Below are 21,865 nucleotides of genomic sequence, written 5' to 3' on the forward strand. Positions count from 1 at the left end.
GGGGAGGGGGCGGGGGCCAGGACCGCTACTCTCCGGACGTGGACGAGCAGGAGAGCCGCCGCGCGGTGCGCCCGGACGTGCGCGGCGCGGTTCGCCCGGACGTGCACGGCGAGGTGCGCCCGGACGTGCGCGGTGACGTGCACTCAGACGTGCGCTCAGACGTGCGCCGTGACCGGGGCCGTCATGGGCGTGACCTGCGACGTGTGGCTGACGGGGCGCGCCTGGCCGCACGCGGTCTCGTCTACGTGGTGGTCGGCGGGACCGCGCTGCTGGTGATCGCCACTGTGGCGAGCGTGCTCGGACCGATGTTCGCGTGGGACCTCTGGGGCCGGTACGGACCGGCGGTGGCGGCGTGGTGGACGGTGTTCACGGCCGTGGTCGTCCAGGGCGTGCCGTTCCTGATGCTCGGCACGCTGGTGTCGGCGGCGATCGGCGCCTTCGTGCCGGAACAGGTCTTCCGCCGCCTGCTGCCCAGGAACCAGGCGCTGGCCGTGCCCGTCGCGGGTGCGGCCGGTGTCGTCCTGCCGGGCTGCGAGTGCGCGTCGGTGCCCGTGGCCGACAGCCTGATGCGGCGCGGGGTCGCCCCGGCGGCCGCGCTGGCCTTCCTGCTGTCGGCGCCAGCCATCAACCCGGTGGTCCTCGTGGCCACGTCCATCGCCTTCCCGGACAGCCCGGAGATGGTCGTCGGCCGCCTCGTCGCCTCGCTGGCCACGGCCGTGGTGATGGGCTGGCTGTGGGTCCGCTTCGGCAGCGACAAGTGGCTGCCGCCGCGCGGGCGCCGCCCGGCGGCTCAGACGCCTACGAGCCCCGGGGACCGCTGGGGGGAGTTCCGCGGCGGCGTGCAACACGACTTCCTGCACGCGGGCGGCTTCCTGGTGGTGGGCTCGGCGGCCGCGGCGACGTTCAACATCGTGGTGCCGGGTTCGATGCTGGCCGCGTTCACGGAGTCGCCGTGGCTATCGGTGCTGCTGCTCGCTGTGCTCGCGGTGCTGCTGTGCGTGTGTTCGGAGGCCGACGAGTTCGTGGCGGCCTCCCTGACGGGCTTCTCGCCGACCGCGCGGCTCGCGTTCATGGTCGTAGGCCCGATGGTGGACCTGAAGCTGATCGCGCTTCAGTCGGGCACGTTCGGGCGCGCGTTCGCGATCCGCTTCTCGGCGGCCACCTGGGTGGTCGCGGTGGCGAGCAGTGTGCTGGTGGGGTGGTGGCTGCTGTGAGGCGGAACGTCCAGGCGGGCCTGTTGGTCCTGTGCGGGGCCGCGGTGCTGAGGATCTCGCTGTTCAGCGAGGTCTACCTGCGGTACGTGAAGGCGAGCCTGCGCCCGTACCTGATCCTGTCGGGCGGCCTGCTGATCACGCTGGGCCTCCTGGGAGCCGTAGCGGCCTGGACCGCGTCCAGAAAGCCACAAGAGACCAAGCACGAACACGAACACGAGCACGAGCACGAGCACGAGTCCACCAACCACGGCCACGGCCACGACCACACCAGCGGCCCCCGAGTCGGCTGGCTCCTGGCCATCCCAGCGGCGGCCCTGCTGCTCTTCCCACCGCCCGCCCTCGGCTCGTACAGCGCCGAACGCGAGGAGGCCGCGCGCATCGCCCAACGAGTCGGCACCTTCGACGCCCTGCCCGCCGGGGACCCGGTCGACCTCACGCTCAACCAGTTCACCTCCCGTGCCGTATACGACAGCGGCGGGTCGATGACAGGCCGCGCGGTACGCCTGACCGGGTTCGTCACCCGCGACCCCGACGGCACCTGGTACGCCACCCGCCTCCAGATCTCCTGCTGCGCGGCCGACTCCCGCCCGATCAAGGTAGCGATCCGCGACGCCCCCGCCCCGCCACCCGGCACCTGGGTCACCATCACCGGCACCTGGCACCCCAAGGGCACCCCGGGCACGGACGAGGCCTGGCCCCCCACCCTGGACGCCACGACGGTGAAGCGCGTACCCCAGCCGGAAAGCCCCTACGAGAACTGGTAGTTCCTGGACTGCCCGCGGTCCCCGCGATGCGCCACTCAGGAGGCCGACGCCCGAGCCTCGCGCACGCGTGGCCGTGCGGCCCGGCGTCAGCGAGCAAGGCCGCGGCGTGGCGGGCGATCGGCTCACTGATCGGTTCGACTACGAGCCGGGAAAGGGCCCACTCCAGGGCCCCATGGCCGGCCTCGGAGCGGCAGGGCGTCGTTACCCGCGACATCGATGTCAGTCAGAGACGTCCGCCTCGGGTGATCCGGCACCGCCATGGCCCAAGTCCCTATGGCCTCCAGGACTTCGCGCAGCCGGGCCGACCGCCCGCCGCGGACGGCCGGGAGGGTGCAGAGCCGTACCCTCTCGGCCGCGCCCTCCCGGCCGTCCGCTCCACGTCAGGACGGAGACAACTCGGCCCGGACCACGCGGGCCGCGCCGACCAGGTTCTCCAGGGACGCGCGGGTCTCGGGCCAGCCACGGGTCTTCAGGCCACAGTCGGGGTTGACCCACAACCGCGCGACGGGGATGGCCTCAAGTCCCTTGCGCAGCAGGGCGGCTACCTCGGCACCGCTGGGCACGCGCGGGGAATGGATGTCGTACACGCCCGGTCCGGCCTCGCGTGGGTAGCCGTGCTCGGCCAGCTCGCGTGCGACCTGCATGTGGGAGCGGGCGGCCTCCAGGCTGATGACATCGGCGTCGAGATCGTCGATGGCCTGGACGATGTCGCCGAACTCGGCGTAGCACATGTGCGTGTGGATCTGGGTGTCCGGCCGCACGCCACCGGTCGTGAGGCGGAACGCCTCCGTGGCCCAGGCGAGGTACCCGGCATGGTCGGCGGTGCGCAGCGGCAGCGTCTCGCGCAGCGCGGGCTCGTCCACCTGGATCACCGACGTCCCGGCCGCCTCCAGGTCGTTGACCTCGTCGCGCAGGGCGAGGGCGACTTGGCGGGCCGTCTCGCCGAGCGGCTGGTCGTCGCGGACGAACGACCAGGCGAGCATGGTGACCGGCCCGGTGAGCATGCCCTTGACGGGCTTGGCGGTCAGGGACTGGGCGTACGACGTCCAGCGCACCGTCATCGCCTCGGGGCGGGAGATGTCACCGGCCAGGATCGGCGGCCGGACGTAGCGGGTGCCGTACGACTGGACCCAGCCGTGTCGTGTGGCGAGGTAGCCGGTGAGCTGCTCGGCGAAGTACTGGACCATGTCGTTGCGTTCGGCCTCGCCGTGTACGAGGACGTCGAGGCCCGCCTTCTCCTGGAACGAGATCACCTCCTGGATCTCGGCCTTGACGCGCTCCTCATAGCCGTCGGTGTCGATGCGGCCTGTACGCAGGTCGGCGCGTGCGGCGCGGAGTTCGCCGGTCTGCGGGAAGGAACCGATCGTGGTGGTCGGCAGCAGGGGCAGCCCGAGGTGGGCGCGCTGGGCGGCGGCCCGTTCGGCGTACGGCTGTGAGCGGCGTGCGTTGGCCTCGGTCACCGCGCCGGTGCGGGCGCGGACGGCCGGGTCGTGGGTGATGCGGGAGCCGGTGCGGGAGGCCAGATCGGCGCGGTTGGCGGCGAGTTCGGCGGCGATGGCGTCGGTGCCCTGGGCGAGGCCCTTGGCGAGGGTGACGATCTCGGCGGTCTTCTGCCGGGCGAAGGCGAGCCAGCGCAGGATCTGCGGTGCGATGTCCCGCTCCGCCGCTGCGTCGAGCGGTACGTGCAGGAGGGAGCAGGAGGCCGCGACGTCGACCCGGTCGGCCAGCCCGAGCAGGGTGCCCAGGGTGGCCAGGGATTTCTCCATGTCGTTCACCCAGATGTTGCGACCGTTGACCATCCCCGCGACCAGGCGCTTGCCGGGCAGTCCACCGACGGCGGCGAGTGCGTCGAGGTTCGCGGCGGAAGCCTCGGCGAAGTCCAGGGCGAGCCCGTCGACCGGTGCCTTGGCCAGGACCGGCAGGGCGTCGCCGAGCTGGTCGAAGTACGAGGCGACCAGCAGCTTCGGCCGGTCGGTGAGGGCACCGAGGTCCCGGTAGGCGCGGGCGGCGGCGTTCAGTTCGGCCGGAGTGCGGTCCGCTACGAGGGCGGGCTCGTCCAGCTGCGTCCACTCGGCGCCCGCGGCGCGCAGGTCGGCGAGGATCTCGGCGTACACCGGCAGCAGGCGGTCCAGCAGGGTGAGCGGATCGAAGTCGGCGGCGACGCCGGGGGCGGGCTTCGCGAGCAGCAGGTAGGTGACGGGGCCGACCAGGACGGGCCGGGCGGTCAGGCCCAGCGCGAGGGCTTCCCTCAGCTCCGCGACCTGCTGGCCCGAGTCGGCGGTGAAGACGGTGTCGGGGCTCAACTCGGGGACCAGATAGTGGTAGTTGGTGTCGAACCACTTCGTCATCTCCAGCGGCGCCACGTCCTGGGTGCCGCGTGCCATGGCGAAGTAGCCGTCCAGGGCGTCGGCGTCGACGGCGCCCCGGTGCCGGTCGGGGATCGCCCCGACCATGACGGTGGTGTCCAGCACGTGGTCGTAGTACGAGAAGTCGCCGGTCGGGACTTCGTGGATACCGGCCCCGGCCAGCTCCTGCCAGTTGGCGCGCCGCAGTTCGGCGGCGGTGGAGCGGAGGCCGTCGGCGGTGACGCGGCCATTCCAGTAGCCCTCGATGGCCTTCTTCAGCTCTCTGCCCTGGCCCTGGCGCGGGTAGCCGTACACGGTGGCGCGTGCTGCCGCGGCTGCGGTCCTGGTGGTCACGGAGATCTCCTTCGCGAGATGAATCCCTGAGATCCCGGCAACGGGACGAGAGCGCGAAGGGGTGACGAACCAAACGGACGGTACGAGCGTGCGTGCGTGCGCGAAAGCGCGGTTCTCGTCCGTCGGTATGTACGCCGACCCGCCCTCGGGGTCACCGGGATGTCCGCGCACGAGTGGTTCGCACGCGGGCAGTTGGCAGGTCTTCGGACTCGCGGGCACGCCCTGACGCTCAGGACACCTAATGGCCGTCGCTTCCCAGATCCGTCTCTCGGACCCAGTGCGTGTGACGGCGGTCGTTCCCACTCACCGCTGCGGGGCAGTCCCGGATTCCCACCGGGTTCCCTCTTACGACGCATCCCGCCTGGCGGACGGGGCGAACCAGCTGCACGGGCCAGCCTACGGGGTAGCGCGCCGGAGCGGAGCGGTATGTCCCTCATCACCGCGGCGACTGGGGCGAATTCGGCTACGGTCGGGCCCCGGCGACGGTCCCCAGGAAGCGAATGTGCGGCCGGTCGTCAGGACCGGGGCGGGTGACCGTGGCGCGTACGCCGTAGACGTCGGCTATCAGGGACTCGGTCAGGGTGGCGGCCGGGGTGCCGGCGGTCACCACCCGGCCCTTCCGGAGTACGACGACCTGGTCGCAGTGCATGGCCGCCAGGTTCAGGTCGTGCAGGGCGATGATGCTGGTGACGGGCAGTTCGGTGACCAGGTTCAGCAGGTCGAGCTGGTGCTGGATGTCGAGATGGTTGGTCGGTTCGTCCAGCAGCAGCTCGCGGGGTTCCTGGGCGAGGGCGCGGGCGATCTGGACGCGCTGGCGCTCGCCGCCGGAGAGCGTGTGCCAGGGCTGGTCGGCGCGGTCGGTGAGCCCGGTGTGCTCCAGGGCGGTGCGTACGGCCCTATCGTCCGCCTCGGCCGCGGGTGTCCAGGCGCGGCGGTACGGGATGCGGCCGAGGCGGACGACCTCGAGGACGGTCAGCTCGACGAGGGTGTCGGCGTGTTGCTCGACGACGGCCACGCGCCGGGCGACGGCACGCCGCCCCCACTCGGGCAGGGGGCGTCCGTCGAGCGTGACGACACCGGATACGGGGGCGAGCACACCGGACAGCAGCCGCAGCAGCGTCGACTTGCCGGAGCCGTTGGGGCCGAGCAGCCCGGTCACGGAGCCGGGGCGCGGGGTGAGGCTGACGCCGTCGAGGATCAGCCGCCCGTCGATGGCACGGCTCACGCGGTCGGCGGCGAGGGTAGGCAGCTGCCTGGGGTGCGGCGGCCGGGCGTCGCACCCCAGCCGCTCGGTGCCGGTCGTCATCGCATCGCCAGTCGTCATGGCATCGCCGGTCGTCATCGCATCCTCCTCGTGCGGTACAGGATCAGGACGAACGCCGGGACGCCGACGAGCGAGGTCACCACGCCCACCGGCACCTCCTGGGGGTCGAGGACGGTACGGGCCAGGGTGTCGGCCCACACCAGGAACACCGCCCCGGCGATGGCGGTGACCGGCAGCAGCCTGCTGTGCCCCGGGCCGACGAGGGCGCGGGCGGCGTGCGGCAGCACCAGGCCGACGAAGCCGATCGCGCCCGCCGCGCTGACCAGCGCGGCGGTCAGCAGCGCGGTCACGCACAGCAGAACGAGCCGGGTCCCGGCGACCGCCACCCCGAGGGTGGCCGCCGCGTCCTGGCCGAAGGCGAAGGCGTCCAGGGTGCGCGCGTGGCCGAGGCACACGACCAGGGCGAGCACCAGGACGGCCAGACAGAGCCATACGTCGGTCCAGCCGGCGCCGCTCAGCGACCCGAGCAGCCAGAACAGCACGCCCCGGGTGGTCTCCGCGTCGGCCGCCGTCATCACCACGAACGACGTCAGCGCGGAGAACAGCTGCATCGCGGCCACTCCCGCCAGCACCACCCGGTCCGTCGTCCCGCCGAGGATGTGGCTGAGCAGCAGCACCAGCGCGAACGAGACGAGCGCGCCCATGAACGCGCCCCCCGACAGGGACAGCACGCTGCCGCCCGCGCCGAGCACGACCACGACGACGGCGCCGGTCGACGCACCCGAGGAGACGCCCAGGACGAAGGGGTCGGCGAGCGGGTTGCGCAGCAGCGACTGCATCACCGCCCCGCACACGGCGAGCCCGGCACCGCACACCGCGGCGAGCAGGGTGCGCGGCAGCCGCAGGTTCCAGACGATGCCGTCCCGGATGGGGGTCAGCTCCGTCGTACCCCAGCCCAGGTGGGAGGCGACCACGGACCAGACGTCCCCGACCCCGATGTCCGCGGGGCCGATGGTGATGGCCACGGCGACGGACGCGGCGAGCACCGCCAGTCCGACGCCCAGACCGGCCACTTCGCGCAGCGCGCCGGAGGCCGCCCGCAGCCAGCGTGCTCCGGGCGACCGCAGGGCGGTCGTCATCCGTCGAGCCCGTACTCGCGCAGCGCCGCGGCCACCTTCTCCACGCCCTCGACCGTGCGGATCGTCGGGTTCATGGCCTGCCCGCTGAGCAGCACGTACCGCTTCTTCTTCACCGCGTCCATGTTCTTGGTGGCCGGGTTGGACTCCAGGAACGCGATCTTCTTCGCGGCGGTCTCGGCGGTCTGCTTCTTGCGGACGAGGTCACCGATGACCAGTACGCCGGGGTTGCGGTCGGCGACGGTCTCCCAGTTGATCTGCGGCCACTCCTGCGTGGTGTCGTCGAAGACGTTCTTGGCTCCGAGGGCGTTGGTGATGATGCCGGGGGCGCCGCAGCAGCCCGCCATGTACGGCGACTCCTGGTTGGCGAACCAGTACAGGACGGTGGCGTCCTTGGCGTCGATCCCGGACGTGGCCTTCGCGACCCGGTCCTTGAGCTCGGTGACCAGCTTCTTCCCGCGCTCCTCGACCCCGAAGATCCGGCTCAGCTCCCCGACCTCCCGGTAGACGGCGTCCATGGCCAGCGGCTCGGTGCGGATCCCGTCGCTGGCGCCCTTGTCCTTGGTGCCTTCGCAGTCGGCGGGGGAGAGGTAGGTCGGCACGCCCAGCTTCGCGAACTCCTCCCGGGAGGCCACTCCTCCCTTGCTCAGGGTGGAGGTGAACGAGGCGGCGACGAAGTCCGGTTCGGTGTCGAGTACCTTCTCGAACGAGGGTGCGTTGTCGGCGAGCCGCGGCACCTTCGCGTTGGCCTTCTCCAGTCCCTTGAGGACCGGGTCGGTCCAGGTGGCGGTGCCCACGATGCGGTCGGCCAGGCCGAGGGAGAGCAGGATCTCGGTGGTGCCCTGGTTCAGGGAAACGGCCCGCTTCGGCGGAGCCTTGACCGTCATCTTCTTCCCGCAGTTGTCGAGCGTGACAGCCTGGGCGCCAGCGGACTCCCCGGCCCCGTCGCCCGACGAACCCGAACCACCACAGGCGGACAGCAACAACGCTCCGGAGAGGAGCAGGACGGAACAGCGGACGGAACGTGGCAGGTGCACGGTGCGGCTTCCTTGGCGTCGGGGCCCATGCGCGGGGCCCGATTCGGACGGTCGGTTGCCAGCAGGTCTTCGGACTCGGGATCACCCCGGCGGGACACCTTCCCGGAACCCGGCCGTGGCCGTCCTCCAGTGGCTGTCGCCCCGCCCGTCACCCTCACCGCTGCGCGTCAGTTCCGGACTCTCACCGGATTCCCTGACCCGTGCACGCGTACAGCCGCGCTCACAGGTCCGACTGGCGTCCGGAAGTTACCATAGCCTTACCTAACATGCCGAAGGGTCCGACTCCACCGCACATCCCCTCGCTGCGAACGTTGTGCCTCCCGATGACGTCGCCTTCACCCTGCCGCGTGAAGGGGATCTGAACGTCGTCGACTTGGACCAGGCCGCGTGATGCCGGGTGCGCCCGCGGCGGTGACGCGGGCGCCGAGCCGTCAGGCGGGCTGGACGGCGATGGTGCAAAGCCGCTTGGTGGCCCGGGTCAGGGCTACGTTCAAGGCCCGCATGTTCACCGAGTCGATCGCGCACCGAGACCAGTCCAACTCGCCACAGGAGCCGAGTTCGTCGACGACCGGGCGGTGGAGCTTGGCTCACACCGTGGCCGTCGTCCACTCGGTGAAGCGGCGATGAGCCGTCGCGCCCGTCGGCCCGAACGATGCGGCAGGCAACTGCTGCCAGGTGCAGCCGGACGTCGCCACGAACACGATGGCAGCCAGCACTTCACGGTCGTCCGGCACCAGCCGCTCAACGATCCTCACCACAGCCGACAGCCTACCGAGTTGACCAAATGAGATGTCGTCTAAGTCCAACACCCCGGCGTGGCACTACGTCTCAGAGTGTGCGGCCGGAGAGATCGCGCACGTGCGGTACCTCATGGTCTACGGGCTGTGGACGCCGGAGCGTGCCGCCGCATGCGCCGGCGCCCATGACAGGACGCAGGTTGCTCAACTCCTCGCCTCGGTCTCGTAAGTTGGGACGTGGGACCGCAAACAGGGGCGGCGCCTGGTGGGTTTCTACGCGGTCATGTACTTCGCGGGTCTCCGCCCGAGTGAGGCTGTGGGGCTCAGGAAGGCTGATTGCTTCTCCCGGCAAGGTTCACGAACGAGCGGGGGCGGTCTCGTAGGTAGCAGTACCTGTTGGCGAGTGTGGCGGGACGCTTGGGAGTACGCGTTCCCGCCGGATCTTCAGGCGTCCATCCTCGAGGGCGGCCGTACGACCTGCGGCATACATGCATCACGACATGGCTGAACGCTGGCGTGCCCGTGCCCGTGCCCGTGCCGGTGGCCGAGGTCGCCCGCCAGGTGGGTAACTCGCCCGAGGTGATCCACCGCGTTTACGAGGGGTGCATCTACGGCCAGGAAGCGGCGATGAATCAGAAGATCGAAAAGGGACTCGACTGACTTGAAGAATGAGTGATGTTGAAGGCTCCTCTCGTTCTAGCGGCCGGAGGAGCCTCCTGGTGGTCGAAGGTGCGGGGCCACGAGAGAGCGGAGATTTTCGCTCTCTGATGCTACGCGTCCCAGAAATTCCGGCAGTGCCTCGACAGTCACGACATGAATGAGGGTCCGGGACCCCGGGCCTGTCGGGTAGAGGAGCACTCCTCTTCCGGTCTCTGTCAGTTCTACATCGTCGTGCCCGTCGGGCAGGAAGCATTGCATCAAAGGAGAATCGATTACGATCACCGGTAGGTACAGGACGGCGTGGCCATATTTACCGATATCCTGTGCTGTTGCTTCTGCTGCGCCTGAGACTCCACGCATGGCATGGAAAGCTGTGTCCTGATTATCTGTATGCGCGCGAGCGAGGTTGAATCCGATGAGCCCTCCGGGTGGACGGAACATGTCCATGGAGGTGATGGGAGAGTCATCCTCGGTACGGTGGGCTTCCTTTAGCGTCGCGGTGATGGCGCCTTTGGCGTGAGTGGTCGCGGGAACCGATCGAACGAACCCACGCGGGCGTATGCCAGGACGGTCAGTGCAGAACAGGATCCAGGGTTTGTCGCGAGTGTGCTTACACTCGAAGATGACGTGCACGGAGAACGGTGGGTCGGACCACGTTGCTCGATCGAAGTACCCCATGAGATCGATCTCGCGTGTCTTGCCGGTTACTGGATCCAGGTAAACGCGGCCGTGATCCCAGCCGGCACCCGTTGCTCCGGTGATGCGCGCTACGCGCATCTCCAGCGGATAGCCCTGGTCCGACAGCCACTTCCTCACGCGATCTTCGAGCGATGCTGATGTCATGGGCCTGAAGTATCACGGGCCCAGCCATGAGACACGCGGTTTTCCTGCGCAGGGTCACACGCTCGTGCCTGGTGGCAGTTGACGGCCCGCACCATCGCGCTGGTTGAGGCGGAGTGCCCCCGGCAGGACTCGAACCTGCGCACACGGCTCTCCCCGTACGAGGGCCGCGAATGTGGCGACAGGTGGCTGGTGTCTCACTTGCGCGTAGAGCGGGGGTGGTGCCAGACCAGGTCAGGTAGGCCGACGATCATCAGGCGCTGGTATTCGAGGTCCTTGAACCGGAGCATCGTGCCGATGCGGACCCCGCCATCGCCTCCACGAGGGAGCCCTGTGGTGCCACGGCGCGCCGAGCTCAGATCTTGATGACCGTGACGCGCGTGCCGCACAGGGTGGCGAGGTCCTCGGGGTCGGAGGACAGGATCGTGGCGGGCCCAGGGGCGGCGAGGGCGGTGGCGCTGAGTATGGCGTCGATAGCGTACTTGTGGCCGTGCAGGGCGGCGTCGGCGAGGAGCGCGGCGGCGTGGCGGGCGATCGGTTCGGTGACTGGTTCGACGACGAGGCGGGACAAGGTCCATTCCAGGGCCGGGCGGTTGATCCTTGGGTGGACCACTTCCACGAGGGTGGCTGCGGAGGTGGTGACGCGCATGTCGTCGGCGCGGGCCAGGGCGAGCCAGCCGGTGACCGTGCGGTCGCGAAGGACGGCCTTGGCCAGTCCTTCGCTGTCCAGGACGAGGGTGCCGCCGGGGCGGGCGGGGGAACGGGTCACGCGGCGTCCGCCCCGCCGTGGGCCTGGTCCTGCCGGGCCTGGGTGAGCTGGTCGCGCAGTGCCTGGATCTCGTCGTCGGTGATGGGGCCGTGTTCGGCTTCTGCGACCTGGATGAGTTCGTTGAGGTTGTCGCGTTCGATCTGGCGGGCGACGGCGGCGGCGACGTAGGCGGACAGTCCGGAGGGGCCGCTGCGGGTCCGGGCGGCTTCAGCGATGTCGCGTGGCATGGTGATCGAGTACTTGCCGGTGGGCTCACTCATGCTACTCATGCTACCTCTCATCCTCCCGTCAGGTGGGGTCGGCGGAGTTCGCCGCGTTGCACGCTTTGATGTGAGGTTTAGCCGCGCTTGAGATGTGCGGCGACGCTGCCGTGGCGTTTGTAGAGGCAGGGCTTTGAAGCCGCGCCCTGGGGTGTTCACCTGGTCAGAGAGGCGGTGGACGTGATGAGGAGATCTGTATCTCAGGCACATGGCGTCCTCAGGAGTAGAAGTGGTGGAAGGGGTGTGGTCAGCCGACACCAGAGCTGTGCGGCGGATATCGCGGCGGTGGCCGACGAATTCGGCACCGCGCTACTGCGTGCCGTTCAGCGAGGCGGCGCCGACGTGTCGGCCCTCACGGCAGGTAGCCGTAGCGCGCCTCGGGGGACGCACGGTCGGGATCAGCTGGTACGCCTTCGCCGTCGAGTATGTGGAGATGCGCTGGCCGTTGATCGCGGCGAAGACCCGGGACGACACCAACGAGTCGCTGTACGCGATCACTCAGGCGATGCTTCGGGACCTACGCGGCCGTCCGAGTGATGAAGTACTGCAGCGTGCGTTGCGGGGCTGGGCGTTCGTTGTCCCGTGCCCGGAGCCGCGCCGTACACCGGCCGATGTCCGGCTGGCCCTGCGTTGGGTGGCGGGAGCCTCGCGTCCGCTCGCCGATCTGCTGGATCCGGCCGTCATGCGGTCCGTACTGGGCGCCCTGCGGCTCAGGCGGGACGGGCTGGTTGCCGCGGCCGAGACTCAACGGCGTAAGCACAAGGTTCTGGTCAACGCGGTGCGTTACGCCATCGAGCAGCACCAGCTCTCCGCTGACCCCCTTGCTCCGATCAGGTGGACCGTGGCCAAGCCCGTCGACCAGGTCGACCCTCGGGTGGTCGCCAACCCGGCCCAGGCCCGCGACCTGCTGCGTGCGGTCTCCTACGTCGGTAGCTATCACCGGGCGCGCGGGCGGCGGCTGGTTGGCCTGTTCGCCGGGATGTACTACGCCGGACTGCGTCCCGCCGAAGCCGTCGCGGTGAACCTGGCGGACTGCGCCCTGCCCGCCGAGGGCTGGGGTGAGGTGACTCTGCACCGCACCCTGCCGCAAACAGGCACGCGGTGGACCGATACCGGCGAAACTCACGACGAGCGCGGTCTGAAGTGCCGCCCGGTCGATGACACCCGGCCCGTGCCGCTCTCACCCGAGCTGGTGTCCATCTGGCGCCAGAGCATCGACACCTTCGGCACCGCGGACGACGGGCGGCTCTTCTTCAACGAGCGCGGCGGCATCGTCGGCTCCAGTACCTACGACCATGCCTGGCACGAGGCCCGCCAGCTCGCCCTCCCGCCCGACCTGGCGCGCTCGCCGCTCGCGGCCCGCCCCTACGACCTGCGCCACTCGGCCCTATCTACCTGGCTCAACGCCGGCGTGGACCCCACCGAGGTCGCCGAACGCGCCGGAAACAGCGTCGAGGTCCTCATGACCCGCTATGCGATATGCCTGTACGGGCGACAGGAGATCGCCAACCAGCGCATCGACCGGCTCCTGCACGAATACGAGTAGCTCTCGCGGGCCCTGATTCGGAGGGAGGAGGCCCCCCGTGGCGGCCCACAGCATGATCGAGGTCGCGCGCCCCTGCGGCACAGTGCCGTCGATTACTGTCGGTGCCATGCCTGCGTCAGACACCGGAAAGCTGTCTGTTGTGCTGGGGCGCTGTATCGATGCGGGTACACCGCAGGGCCCTTTCGAGGGCACGGCGTTGCCCGGCTACACCGCGGCTTCTGACACGGGGCTCCTCCATGCCGTCGAAGACTGCCCCCAGCTGCGCAAGGCATCTGTGGTGCGTAGAGTCGACTTCCCCCTCAACGCTGGCACGGCTCTGCACGAACTGGAGCTGCCGCTGGACGCTGCCCACTGACGGCCGCTGGCCGGTTTTCCTCGACACTCTCGACGCCCTGGCGCGCCTACGGTCCGACGAAACGGAGCCGGAGGACGGCCTCCCGGGCGAGGCCGACGTCGCGGAGGCGGCGCGCCTGCTGTCGCGGGGCGAGCACAGGACGAGGACGACACGGTCGCGTGGGACCGCCACACGCGGGCCAGGGCGTGTCGGGACGATCTGCTGGCCATGTGGCGGGACACACAGGATCTGCTGATCACAGCCAATGAGGGCCTGGTTCAGTTCCTCTGGCTGCGTACCTGGGCCCAGACCAGGATCACGGCATATGAGGAGCGCGCCGAGCGCCAGCGGCGTCGGCTAGCAGGGCTCTACGTGCCCCGGGCACTCGTTGAGGGATCGGCGGTCGCCCATTTGCCCCTACCCGCACTGACGGCCGACATCGCCTTTGGGATCTTCGACCGCGAGGCGTCCGAGGTACTGCGGAAGATCTGGCGGGCTTGGTGTGCGCGTGCCCGATGGGACGCCAAGCCGCTCGCCGATGCGGCGCTCGCAGCCCTCCAGGAACTGGACACAGCTCTGGGGCGCCGCCGAAAGGGGCGGGAGGAGGCCGAGGAGTCGCTGGAGCGCCTGACCTCGGACTGGGCCGAGCAGTCAGCCGGACAGCCGTGGTGTCTGATCGGGGTGCGGATACCAACGCGGGCCCGGTCGACGTACGCCGGGGACGTACATGAGCCGCTGAGGTTGTGGGAGTTGGCGGTGGTCGCGGTGGAGTGGGGCCGGGGGACGGCCGCCCTGTGGGTTCCCCAGGGCATCGGCGCTGAACTCCTCGCGGCAGGGGGCTCAATGACGGCCGTCAACTTGCTCGAAGGCACGGAGGACTGGGCCTCGCCGGCGTCTACGCTTTTGGCGGCGTGGGACGAGTGCGACATGGGCCCTGAGGCTGTTCCGCCCGGCTGACGCTAACCGGTCGGCAGTTGGGCCGCTCGCGAAAAGCACACGGTCCCGCCTCCGTTGCATTGCTTGATCGACTCGTCAGGAAAGCAGCAGGCCAGCGAGGTGTAAGCCCGGCGATCAAGGGTTCGGGCGGGGCCGACGCGGCGTTTCATCCCGCGTATGTCCCATACATGGTCTGATGCTCTGTACGCGGGACGGGGGAAGCCGTGGCCTCTCGGGGCTGAGGCTGCGAACTGCCTGGTCAGCAGGCTGATGGCAGTCACTTGCATACGGCCCAAATGACCGTTGCTGTTTTGGCATGCACAAATAAAGCCCTGACCTGCATTTTCGCAGGCCAGAGCTTGTTTCCGGAGTGCCCCCGGCAGGATTCGAACCTGCGCACACGGCTCCGGAGGCCGTTGCTCTATCCCCTGAGCTACGGGGGCGTGTCGGGCGCTCGTGAGCGGCGACGGGTAGAACACTACCAGCTCAACCGGGGTGCCCCGGTACGGGTATTTGGCGTCACGTCCGTCGCCTGCGTCTCGGGGGTATCAGGGGTGGGGCGCAGGTCAGTCGGGGCGTTGCGGGCGCGGGGTGCCCGCAGGGGTGGAAGTGGGGAAAAGCCGGACGCGGTGGCGGGCGCGGACCTACGCTCGAGTTGTGCCAGGGGCGTCCGGCCGCGTGCTTGTTGTGGACGACAACAAGGTCATCCGGCAGCTGATCAGGGTCAACCTCGAGCTGGAGGGCTTCGAGGTCGTGACCGCGGCCGATGGTGCCGAGTGCCTGGACGCCGTCCATCAGGTGCGGCCTGACGCCGTGACCCTCGATGTGGTGATGCCCCGCCTTGACGGGCTGCGGACCGCCGCGCGGCTGCGGGCGGACCCCCGGACGCGGGATCTGCCGATCGTGATCGTGAGTGCCTGCACCCAGTACGAGGTGGAGAGCGGCTTGGAGGTGGGCGTGGACGCGTTCCTGACCAAGCCCTTCGAGCCGGGTGAACTGGTGCGGACCATACGGAAGTTGGTCGATCAGGGGCGCCGTCCGGGGGATCCGCGGAATACGGGGCATACAGGCCAGGGGGCCGGGGCGGCCGAGTCCGCTGGGCTGGCCCCGGGGCGGGCGGATCAGGGGTGCGAGCGCGGGGCCGGGCCCGCGCGGCGCTGAGGGTGGGGCGGGGCCCGCGCCGTGCTGGTGATGCGGGGCCCGCGCCGTGCTGGTGGTGGGGTGCTGGTGGGCGCGGTGAGGCTGGGGCCCGGCTCGAGGTGTCCGCATTGCGGGAAGTCGGGCTAATGGGTTCGCCTTCCCACCCCCCTCCTCCCATACGCTTATCCCGTGACCCCCGCCGATCTCTCCCGTACCGTGCTGCGCGCCGTGCGCCGCGCTGTCGACGAGGGTGAACTGCGTGTGGCCGTGCCCGCACGGGTCGTGGTCGAGCGCCCGCGCCCCGGTGGGACCGGCGACTACGCCACGAACATCGCCCTACGGCTCGCGGGTCCGGCGGGACGGCCGCCCCGTGAGGTCGCGGACCTGCTGCGTGGCCGGATCGCCGCGGTGCCTGGCATTGAGCGGGTCATCGAGCGGGTGGAGATCACCGGGCCGGGGTTCCTGAACTTCACGCTGGCCGGTGGTGGGCGCGAGGAGCTGGTGCGTACGGTCTGCGCGCAGCGCGGGCGGTACGGGTACGGGGACGCGATGGCCGGGCGGACCGTGACGTTCCGGGCCGCCGACGAGCTGCGGGCCCAGGTGGTGACTCAGGCGGTCGTGCGGCTTCTGCGTACGCAGGGCGCGCGGGCGGGAGTGGCGCTGGACGGCACCGACGTGCTGGACGGGGCGGAGGTGCTGCCGGTGAGGCCCCTGCCGAGTGGCGCGAGTGATGTGCTGCGGCAGTTCGGGGCGGATGCCGTCGTCTGGGCGCTGCTCACGTGTGATGTGCGGGAGCGTCCCGAGTTCGGGCCCGGGCTGCTGGTGCAGGACGAGAGCAATCCGTTGTTCCACGTGCGGTACGCGTACTCCCGTACGTGTGCTCTGGTGCGTCATGCCGCTGATCTTGGGTTCGGGCCGGATACGGATACGGGTACGGATACGGGTACGGACACTGTCACCACGGACACCGACGCCGAGTCCGTCGCGCTCCTCGAAGCCCTCTCCGCGTACCCCGCCGCACTCGAAGCCGCCGCCCACCACCGCGCCCCCGACCGGCTCGCCCGCCAGCTGGTCCCCCTCGCCGACGCCGTACTCGCCTACCAGCACACCGTCCTCCCGCTCGGCGACGAGAAACCCTCGGCCGCCCACCGCGCCCGGCTCGCGCTCGCCGAAGCCGCCGGGACGGTGCTCGCAGGCGGCCTGTCCCTGCTCGGCATCAGCGCACCCGAATTCCTGTGAGAGAGACGACACCGTCATGAGCCGTTCCGCCCACCCCGCCGGGCCCCGCCACGCCGACGTCCTGCCCGAGGGGCACTACCACGCACCGCCCGCCGACCTGAACGCCCTGGACGAGAAGGTCTGGGCGCACACCGTCAGCCGTAATCCCGAGGGTGTCGTCACCGTCGGCGGCAGGGAAGTGACCCAGCTCGCCGAGGAGTTCGGTACCCCCGCCTACTTCCTCGACGAGGACGACTTCCGTTCCCGGTGCAAGGCCTGGCGGGACGCCTTCGGCTCCGACGCGGACGTGTTCTACGCCGGTAAGGCGTTCCTCTCGCGCGCCGTCGTCAGGTGGCTGGACGAAGAGGGGCTCAATCTCGACGTGTGCTCCGCCACGGAGCTGACCGTCGCCCTCAGCGCCGGAATGCCCGCCGAGCGCATCGCGTACCACGGCAACAACAAGAGCCTGGCGGAGATCGAGAGGGCCATCGAGGCCGGGGTCGGGCGGATCGTGCTCGACTCGTTCCAGGAGATCGCCCGCGTCGCGCACACCGCGCAGCGGCTCGGCAAGCGGCAGCGGGTGCAGATCCGCGTCACCGTCGGCGTCGAGGCGCACACTCACGAGTTCATCGCCACCGCCCACGAAGACCAGAAGTTCGGCATCGGTCTCGCCGGCGGCCAGGCCGCCGAGGCCGTACGCCGCGCACTCCAGCTCGACAGCCTGGAACTCATCGGCATCCACAGCCACATCGGCTCGCAGATCTTCGACATGGCGGGCTTCGAGGTCTCCGCGCGTCGCGTCGTGCGGCTGCTCGCCGAGATCCGGGACGAGCACGGCGTCGAGCTGCCCGAGATCGACCTCGGCGGCGGCCTCGGCATCGCGTACACCTCGGATGACGACCCCCGCGAGCCGCACGAGATCGCGAAGGCACTCGGCGAGATCGTCACCCGTGAGTGTGAGGCCGCACGGCTGGCCACCCCGCGAATCTCGGTCGAGCCGGGCCGCGCGATCGTCGGGCCGACCGCCTTCACGCTGTACGAGGTGGGGACGGTCAAGCCGCTCCCGGGGCTGCGTACGTACGTCTCGGTCGACGGCGGCATGTCGGACAATATCCGCACCGCGCTGTACGACGCCGAGTACAGCGTCGCCCTGGTCTCCCGCCGCTCCGACGCCGAGCCGATGCTGGCCCGGGTGGTCGGCAAGCACTGCGAGAGTGGTGACATCGTGGTCAAGGACGCCTTCCTGCCCGCGGACCTGGCGCCGGGCGACCTGCTCGCCGTCCCCGCCACCGGTGCGTACTGCCGCTCTATGGCCAGCAACTACAACCACGCACTCCGTCCGCCCGTCGTCGCGGTCAAGGACGGTCAGGCGCGGGTGGTGGTCCGGCGTGAGACGGAGGAGGATCTCCTTCGCCTCGACGTCGGGTGATGTCGGGTGATGATGTCGGGTGATGAAATAGACATCTCAGGATCCGGACTGTGGATAGAAAGTCCGTTCCGGTGGGTGAGACTGGTTCAACCATTGAAGTGCGAGAAGTGAGGTCGGATGATGCGTACGCGTCCGCTGAAGGTGGCGCTGCTGGGCTGTGGGGTAGTCGGCTCAGAGGTGGCGCGCATCATGACGACGCACGCCGACGACCTGGCGGCCAGGATCGGCGCCCCGGTGGAGCTGGCGGGCGTGGCGGTCCGCCGCCCCGACCGGGTGCGTGAGGGCATCGACCCCGAGCTGATCACGACCGACGCGACCGCGCTGGTCAAACGGGGCGACATCGATGTGATCGTCGAGGTCATCGGTGGCATCGAGCCCGCTCGTACGCTCCTCACCACCGCCTTCGAGCACGGCGCGTCGGTCGTCTCGGCCAACAAGGCGCTGCTCGCCCAGGACGGCGCCGCCCTGCACGCCGTCGCCGAGGAGCACGACCGCGACCTCTACTACGAGGCCGCGGTCGCCGGGGCGATCCCGCTGATCAGGCCGCTGCGCGAGTCCCTCGCGGGCGACAAGGTCAACCGCATCCTCGGCATCGTCAACGGCACCACCAACTTCATCCTCGACAAGATGGACTCCACCGGCGCCGGGTACCAGGAGGCCCTCGACGAGGCCACCGCGCTCGGCTACGCGGAGGCGGACCCGACCGCCGACGTCGAGGGCTTCGACGCCGCCGCCAAGGCCGCGATCCTCGCCGGAATCGGCTTCCACACGCGCGTACGTCTCGATGACGTGTACCGCGAGGGGATGAGCGAGGTCACCGCCGCCGACTTCGCCTCCGCCCGCGCGATGGGCTGCACCATCAAGCTGCTCGCCATCTGCGAGCGCGCGGCCGACGGCGGATCGGTCACCGCCCGCGTCCACCCGGCGATGATCCCGCTCAGCCACCCGCTGGCCTCCGTGCGCGAGGCGTACAACGCGGTGTTCGTGGAGTCGGAGGCCGCCGGGCAGCTGATGTTCTACGGTCCCGGCGCGGGCGGCGCGCCCACCGCGTCCGCGGTACTGGGCGACCTGGTCGCCGTCTGCCGCAACAAGCTCGCGGGGGCCACCGGGCCCGGCGAGTCCGCGTACACCCGCCTGCCGGTGAGCCCGATGGGCGAGGTCGTCACGCGGTACCACATCAGCCTCGACGTGGCCGACAAGCCGGGTGTACTCGCCCAGGTCGCGACGGTCTTCGCCGAGCATGGCGTATCGATCGACACGGTGCGCCAGCAGGGCCGACTGGGCGAGGCCGGCGAAGCGTCACTGGTCGTCGTCACCCATCGCGCGTCCGACGCCTCCCTGGACGGGACCGTCGAGGCGTTGCGCAAGCTCGACACCGTGCGTGGTGTCGCCAGCATCATGCGTGTTGAAGGAGAGTAAGGAACGATGGCCATGTCGCCCGTTACCCGAACCGGCGCCCACCAGTGGCGCGGGATCATCGAGGAGTACCGCGACCGTCTGCCCGTGAGCGAGAAGACGCCCGTGGTCACGCTCGGCGAGGGCGGCACTCCGCTCGTCCACGCTGAGGTGCTGTCCGAGCTCACCGGCTGCGAGGTGCACCTCAAGGTCGAGGGCGCGAACCCCACCGGGTCCTTCAAGGACCGCGGCATGACCATGGCCATCTCCAAGGCCAAGGAGGAGGGCGCGCAGGCGGTCATCTGCGCCTCCACCGGCAACACCTCGGCGTCTGCCGCTGCTTACGGCGGCAAGGCCGGGATGGTCAGCGCCGTACTGGTGCCCACCGGCAAGATCGCGATGGGCAAGCTGGGCCAGGCCCTGGTGCACGGCGCGAAGATCCTCCAGGTCGACGGCAACTTCGACGACTGCCTGGTTTTGGCGCGAAACTTGTCCGAGAACTACCCGGTGGCACTGGTCAATTCGGTCAACCCGGTACGTATCGAAGGCCAGAAGACCGCCGCGTTCGAGATCGTGGACGCGCTCGGCGACGCCCCGGACCTTCACGTACTGCCCGTCGGTAACGCCGGCAACATCACGGCGTACTGGAAGGGGTACCAGGAGTACGCGGCGGACGACATGGCCACGCACACCCCCCGTATGTGGGGCTTCCAGGCCTCTGGTTCCGCCCCCATCGTGCGCGGCGAGGTCGTCAAGGACCCGTCCACGATCGCCACCGCGATCCGGATCGGCAACCCGGCCTCCTGGGCCTTCGCCGAGGCCGCGCGGGACGAGTCGGGCGGCCTCATCGATGAGGTGACGGACCGTCAGATCCTGCGTGCCTACAAGCTGTTGGCCTCCCGCGAGGGTGTCTTCGTGGAGCCCGCGTCGGCCGCGTCCGTCGCGGGTCTGCTCAAGGCGACCGAAGAGGGCAAGGTCGACAAGGGCCAGCGCATCGTCTGCACGGTGACCGGCAACGGCCTCAAGGACCCGGACTGGGCGGTCGCCGGAGCCCCGCAGCCGGTCACGGTTCCCGTCGACGCGGCCGCCGCTGCGGAGCGCCTCGGTCTCGCGTAGGGTGGTCATGACGTAACGCAGGGAGGCGTGGCGGAAATCGAGCGATCGGTCAGCGATCGGTTTCCCTCCAAAACCACCCACCCCGGGGCAGTGGGGGCATGGGGGGCTTACGACACGCATCGTGCGCCTCCTGTGCGCCCTATGTCGCCGCAGAACCTTCCTTCGATAGGCTGTACTGAAACCCGCCCCGCCGCATATGCCAGCGGTGCCGTCGGTAGCGGCCGTCGCGGCGGCCTTCGGGTGTTTCTGCCTCTCGCGACAAATTCGAAAACCCGCAGCTCAACAAGGAGAGTCATCGAGCGATGGCCGGTCCAGCTTTCCGCGCCGCCGCCGTCAGGGTGCGCGTCCCCGCCACCAGCGCCAATCTCGGCCCGGGCTTCGACGCCCTCGGCCTGTCGCTGGGTCTGTATGACGACGTCGTCGTCCGGGTGGCCGACTCCGGGCTGCACGTCGACATCGCGGGCGAGGGCTCCGAAACCCTCCCGCGCGACGAGAGCCATCTGCTCGTACGATCCCTGCGCACCGCGTTCGACCTGCTCGGCGGGCAGCCACGCGGCCTGGAGGTCGTCTGCGCCAACCGCATCCCGCACGGCCGCGGCCTCGGCTCGTCGTCGGCCGCCATCTCGGCCGGAATCATGGCCGCCCGCGCGGTGACCATAGGCGGCGACGCCAAGCTGGACGACGCCGCGCTGCTGGAGCTCGGCACCGAGATCGAGGGGCACCCGGACAACGTCGCCGCGTGCCTGCTCGGCGGCTTCACGCTCTCCTGGATGGACGGGGGAGCGGGGCGGGCGATCAGGATGGAGCCCGCCGATTCCATCGTTCCGGTGGTTTTCGTGCCCAGTAAGCCGGTGCTTACCGAGACTGCCCGCGGACTGCTGCCACGGAGCGTCCCCCATGTGGACGCCGCGGCCAACGCGGGCCGGGCGGCCCTGCTCGTAGAGGCCCTGACCAGGCGCCCCGAGCTGCTGCTGCCCGCCACCGAGGACCGTCTGCACCAGGAGTACCGCGCCCCCGCCATGCCGGAGAGCGTCGCCCTGGTGGAGCGGTTGCGCGGGGACGGCATCCCCGCGGTCATCTCCGGCGCGGGCCCCACGGTGCTCGCGCTGACCGAGGACAGTGCGGCCGACAAGGTCGCGCGACTCGCGGGTCCGGGGTGGGCGGCCAACCGCCTCGCCCTCGATCTCGCGGGAGCGAGTGTGCTGCCGCTTGCGCAGTGAAAGCCGCATGGCGGCGAAGAGAGGGGGAATATTTATTGGGTCCGGTAGTGTTAACCTCAAGTCTGCACCCGACAGCTGCATGGCGTGGTGCTTCGTGTCCCCGCCAGGTAAAGAATTGGGGACAGACCTTCTTCCGGGAGCCTCCCAAACT

General features: G+C 70.0%; 19 protein-coding genes, 1 tRNA gene, 2 pseudogenes and 2 riboswitches. Of the genes and pseudogenes, 12 read left to right on the forward strand and 10 right to left on the reverse strand.

Going from position 1 to position 21,865, the window contains the following annotated elements; all coding sequences use genetic code 11:
- Nucleotides 1–161 precede the first annotated feature (161 nt).
- On the forward strand, nucleotides 162–1,214 hold the full coding sequence (locus GCN81_RS20700; protein WP_407698002.1) for a permease: 1,053 nt from the start codon (nucleotides 162–164) through the stop codon (nucleotides 1,212–1,214).
- The gene (locus tag GCN81_RS20705) at nucleotides 1,211–1,978 is read left to right on the forward strand and encodes a TIGR03943 family putative permease subunit (RefSeq protein WP_156726101.1); all 768 of its coding nucleotides are present in this window, start codon (nucleotides 1,211–1,213) and stop codon (nucleotides 1,976–1,978) included. Before GCN81_RS20700 ends, GCN81_RS20705 begins: the two co-directional genes overlap by 4 nt.
- Before the next feature lie 58 nt (nucleotides 1,979–2,036).
- On the opposite strand, the pseudogene GCN81_RS32510 reads toward GCN81_RS20705, so the two are convergent.
- The 6 genes and pseudogenes from GCN81_RS32510 to GCN81_RS20735 form a co-directional block, all read right to left on the reverse strand.
- Nucleotides 2,037–2,150 (reverse strand): annotated as a pseudogene (locus tag GCN81_RS32510) (DNA-binding protein); the annotation flags it as partial.
- 208 nt (nucleotides 2,151–2,358) lie between these two features.
- Complete coding sequence (gene metE / locus GCN81_RS20715; protein ID WP_156726102.1) at nucleotides 2,359–4,677, reverse strand: 5-methyltetrahydropteroyltriglutamate--homocysteine S-methyltransferase; 2,319 nt, start codon at nucleotides 4,675–4,677, stop codon at nucleotides 2,359–2,361.
- A gap of 177 nt (nucleotides 4,678–4,854) precedes the next feature.
- A riboswitch (cobalamin riboswitch) is annotated at nucleotides 4,855–5,075 on the reverse strand.
- 65 nt (nucleotides 5,076–5,140) lie between these two features.
- On the reverse strand, nucleotides 5,141–6,019 hold the full coding sequence (locus GCN81_RS20720) for an ABC transporter ATP-binding protein (protein ID WP_407697998.1): 879 nt from the start codon (nucleotides 6,017–6,019) through the stop codon (nucleotides 5,141–5,143).
- Nucleotides 6,016–7,080: a FecCD family ABC transporter permease gene (locus tag GCN81_RS20725; RefSeq protein WP_156726103.1), complete on the reverse strand. Its 1,065-nt coding sequence runs from the start codon at nucleotides 7,078–7,080 to the stop codon at nucleotides 6,016–6,018. Before GCN81_RS20725 ends, GCN81_RS20720 begins: the two co-directional genes overlap by 4 nt.
- Entirely contained in the window at nucleotides 7,077–8,114 is a 1,038-nt protein-coding gene (locus tag GCN81_RS20730; RefSeq protein ID WP_156726104.1) for an ABC transporter substrate-binding protein, read from the reverse strand. The genes GCN81_RS20725 and GCN81_RS20730 overlap by 4 nt, the downstream gene beginning before the upstream one ends.
- Before the next feature lie 43 nt (nucleotides 8,115–8,157).
- A riboswitch (cobalamin riboswitch) is annotated at nucleotides 8,158–8,366 on the reverse strand.
- Nucleotides 8,367–8,590: 224 nt separating this feature from the next.
- A pseudogene (locus tag GCN81_RS20735) lies at nucleotides 8,591–8,839 on the reverse strand (transposase); the annotation flags it as partial.
- 534 nt (nucleotides 8,840–9,373) lie between these two features.
- Between GCN81_RS20735 and GCN81_RS32515 the strand changes: the two are divergent.
- Nucleotides 9,374–9,511 carry a hypothetical protein gene (locus GCN81_RS32515; RefSeq protein ID WP_231626866.1) on the forward strand — a complete coding sequence of 46 codons (138 nt, stop codon included), beginning with the start codon at nucleotides 9,374–9,376 and terminating at the stop codon, nucleotides 9,509–9,511.
- A 36-nt stretch (nucleotides 9,512–9,547) separates the two neighbouring features.
- Here the strand turns inward: GCN81_RS32515 and GCN81_RS20745 are convergent, their stop codons facing one another.
- From GCN81_RS20745 to GCN81_RS20755, 3 genes are all read right to left on the reverse strand, one after another.
- Entirely contained in the window at nucleotides 9,548–10,354 is an 807-nt protein-coding gene (locus GCN81_RS20745) for a hypothetical protein (RefSeq protein WP_156726105.1), read from the reverse strand.
- A 352-nt stretch (nucleotides 10,355–10,706) separates the two neighbouring features.
- Nucleotides 10,707–11,120, reverse strand: a complete 414-nt coding sequence (locus tag GCN81_RS20750) for a DNA-binding protein (RefSeq protein WP_156726106.1) — start codon at nucleotides 11,118–11,120, stop codon at nucleotides 10,707–10,709.
- Nucleotides 11,117–11,380 carry a CopG family transcriptional regulator gene (locus GCN81_RS20755; RefSeq protein WP_156726107.1) on the reverse strand — a complete coding sequence of 88 codons (264 nt, stop codon included), beginning with the start codon at nucleotides 11,378–11,380 and terminating at the stop codon, nucleotides 11,117–11,119. The genes GCN81_RS20750 and GCN81_RS20755 overlap by 4 nt, the downstream gene beginning before the upstream one ends.
- Before the next feature lie 316 nt (nucleotides 11,381–11,696).
- On the opposite strand from GCN81_RS20755, the gene GCN81_RS20760 reads away from it, so the two are divergent.
- The 3 genes from GCN81_RS20760 (at nucleotide 11,697) to GCN81_RS20770 (ending at nucleotide 14,217) form a co-directional block, all read left to right on the forward strand.
- Nucleotides 11,697–12,926, forward strand: a complete 1,230-nt coding sequence (locus GCN81_RS20760) for a tyrosine-type recombinase/integrase (protein WP_231626867.1) — start codon at nucleotides 11,697–11,699, stop codon at nucleotides 12,924–12,926.
- A 37-nt stretch (nucleotides 12,927–12,963) separates the two neighbouring features.
- A complete protein-coding gene (locus GCN81_RS20765; RefSeq protein WP_156726109.1) occupies nucleotides 12,964–13,281 on the forward strand; it encodes a hypothetical protein in 318 nt (105 codons plus the stop codon).
- 207 nt (nucleotides 13,282–13,488) lie between these two features.
- Nucleotides 13,489–14,217, forward strand: coding sequence for a hypothetical protein (locus tag GCN81_RS20770; protein ID WP_156726110.1), 729 nt, complete (start codon nucleotides 13,489–13,491; stop codon nucleotides 14,215–14,217).
- A 350-nt stretch (nucleotides 14,218–14,567) separates the two neighbouring features.
- Here GCN81_RS20770 and GCN81_RS20775 read toward each other — a convergent pair.
- Nucleotides 14,568–14,639: transfer RNA gene (locus GCN81_RS20775), tRNA-Arg, on the reverse strand.
- Between the two features lie 166 nt (nucleotides 14,640–14,805).
- Between GCN81_RS20775 and GCN81_RS20780 the strand changes: the two genes are divergently transcribed.
- The 6 genes from GCN81_RS20780 to thrB all read left to right on the forward strand — a co-directional run bounded on the left by GCN81_RS20780 (nucleotide 14,806) and on the right by thrB (nucleotide 21,714).
- Nucleotides 14,806–15,357: a response regulator gene (locus tag GCN81_RS20780; RefSeq protein ID WP_156726111.1), complete on the forward strand. Its 552-nt coding sequence runs from the start codon at nucleotides 14,806–14,808 to the stop codon at nucleotides 15,355–15,357.
- A 168-nt stretch (nucleotides 15,358–15,525) separates the two neighbouring features.
- The gene (gene nrtL / locus GCN81_RS20785; protein WP_156726112.1) at nucleotides 15,526–16,575 is read left to right on the forward strand and encodes an ArgS-related anticodon-binding protein NrtL; all 1,050 of its coding nucleotides are present in this window, start codon (nucleotides 15,526–15,528) and stop codon (nucleotides 16,573–16,575) included.
- A 16-nt stretch (nucleotides 16,576–16,591) separates the two neighbouring features.
- Nucleotides 16,592–17,983: a diaminopimelate decarboxylase gene (gene lysA, locus GCN81_RS20790; RefSeq protein ID WP_156726113.1), complete on the forward strand. Its 1,392-nt coding sequence runs from the start codon at nucleotides 16,592–16,594 to the stop codon at nucleotides 17,981–17,983.
- 120 nt (nucleotides 17,984–18,103) lie between these two features.
- The gene (locus GCN81_RS20795) at nucleotides 18,104–19,402 is read left to right on the forward strand and encodes a homoserine dehydrogenase (protein WP_156726308.1); all 1,299 of its coding nucleotides are present in this window, start codon (nucleotides 18,104–18,106) and stop codon (nucleotides 19,400–19,402) included.
- A gap of 12 nt (nucleotides 19,403–19,414) precedes the next feature.
- The gene (gene thrC, locus GCN81_RS20800) at nucleotides 19,415–20,494 is read left to right on the forward strand and encodes a threonine synthase (RefSeq protein WP_156726114.1); all 1,080 of its coding nucleotides are present in this window, start codon (nucleotides 19,415–19,417) and stop codon (nucleotides 20,492–20,494) included.
- Nucleotides 20,495–20,796: 302 nt separating this feature from the next.
- Nucleotides 20,797–21,714 carry a homoserine kinase gene (thrB, locus tag GCN81_RS20805; protein WP_156726115.1) on the forward strand — a complete coding sequence of 306 codons (918 nt, stop codon included), beginning with the start codon at nucleotides 20,797–20,799 and terminating at the stop codon, nucleotides 21,712–21,714.
- The last annotated feature ends 151 nt before the right edge of the window (nucleotides 21,715–21,865 follow it).

The sequence above is a fragment of the Streptomyces apocyni genome, from assembly GCF_009739465.1.
In the GTDB taxonomy this organism is placed as follows: Bacteria; Actinomycetota; Actinomycetes; order Streptomycetales; family Streptomycetaceae; genus Streptomyces; species Streptomyces apocyni.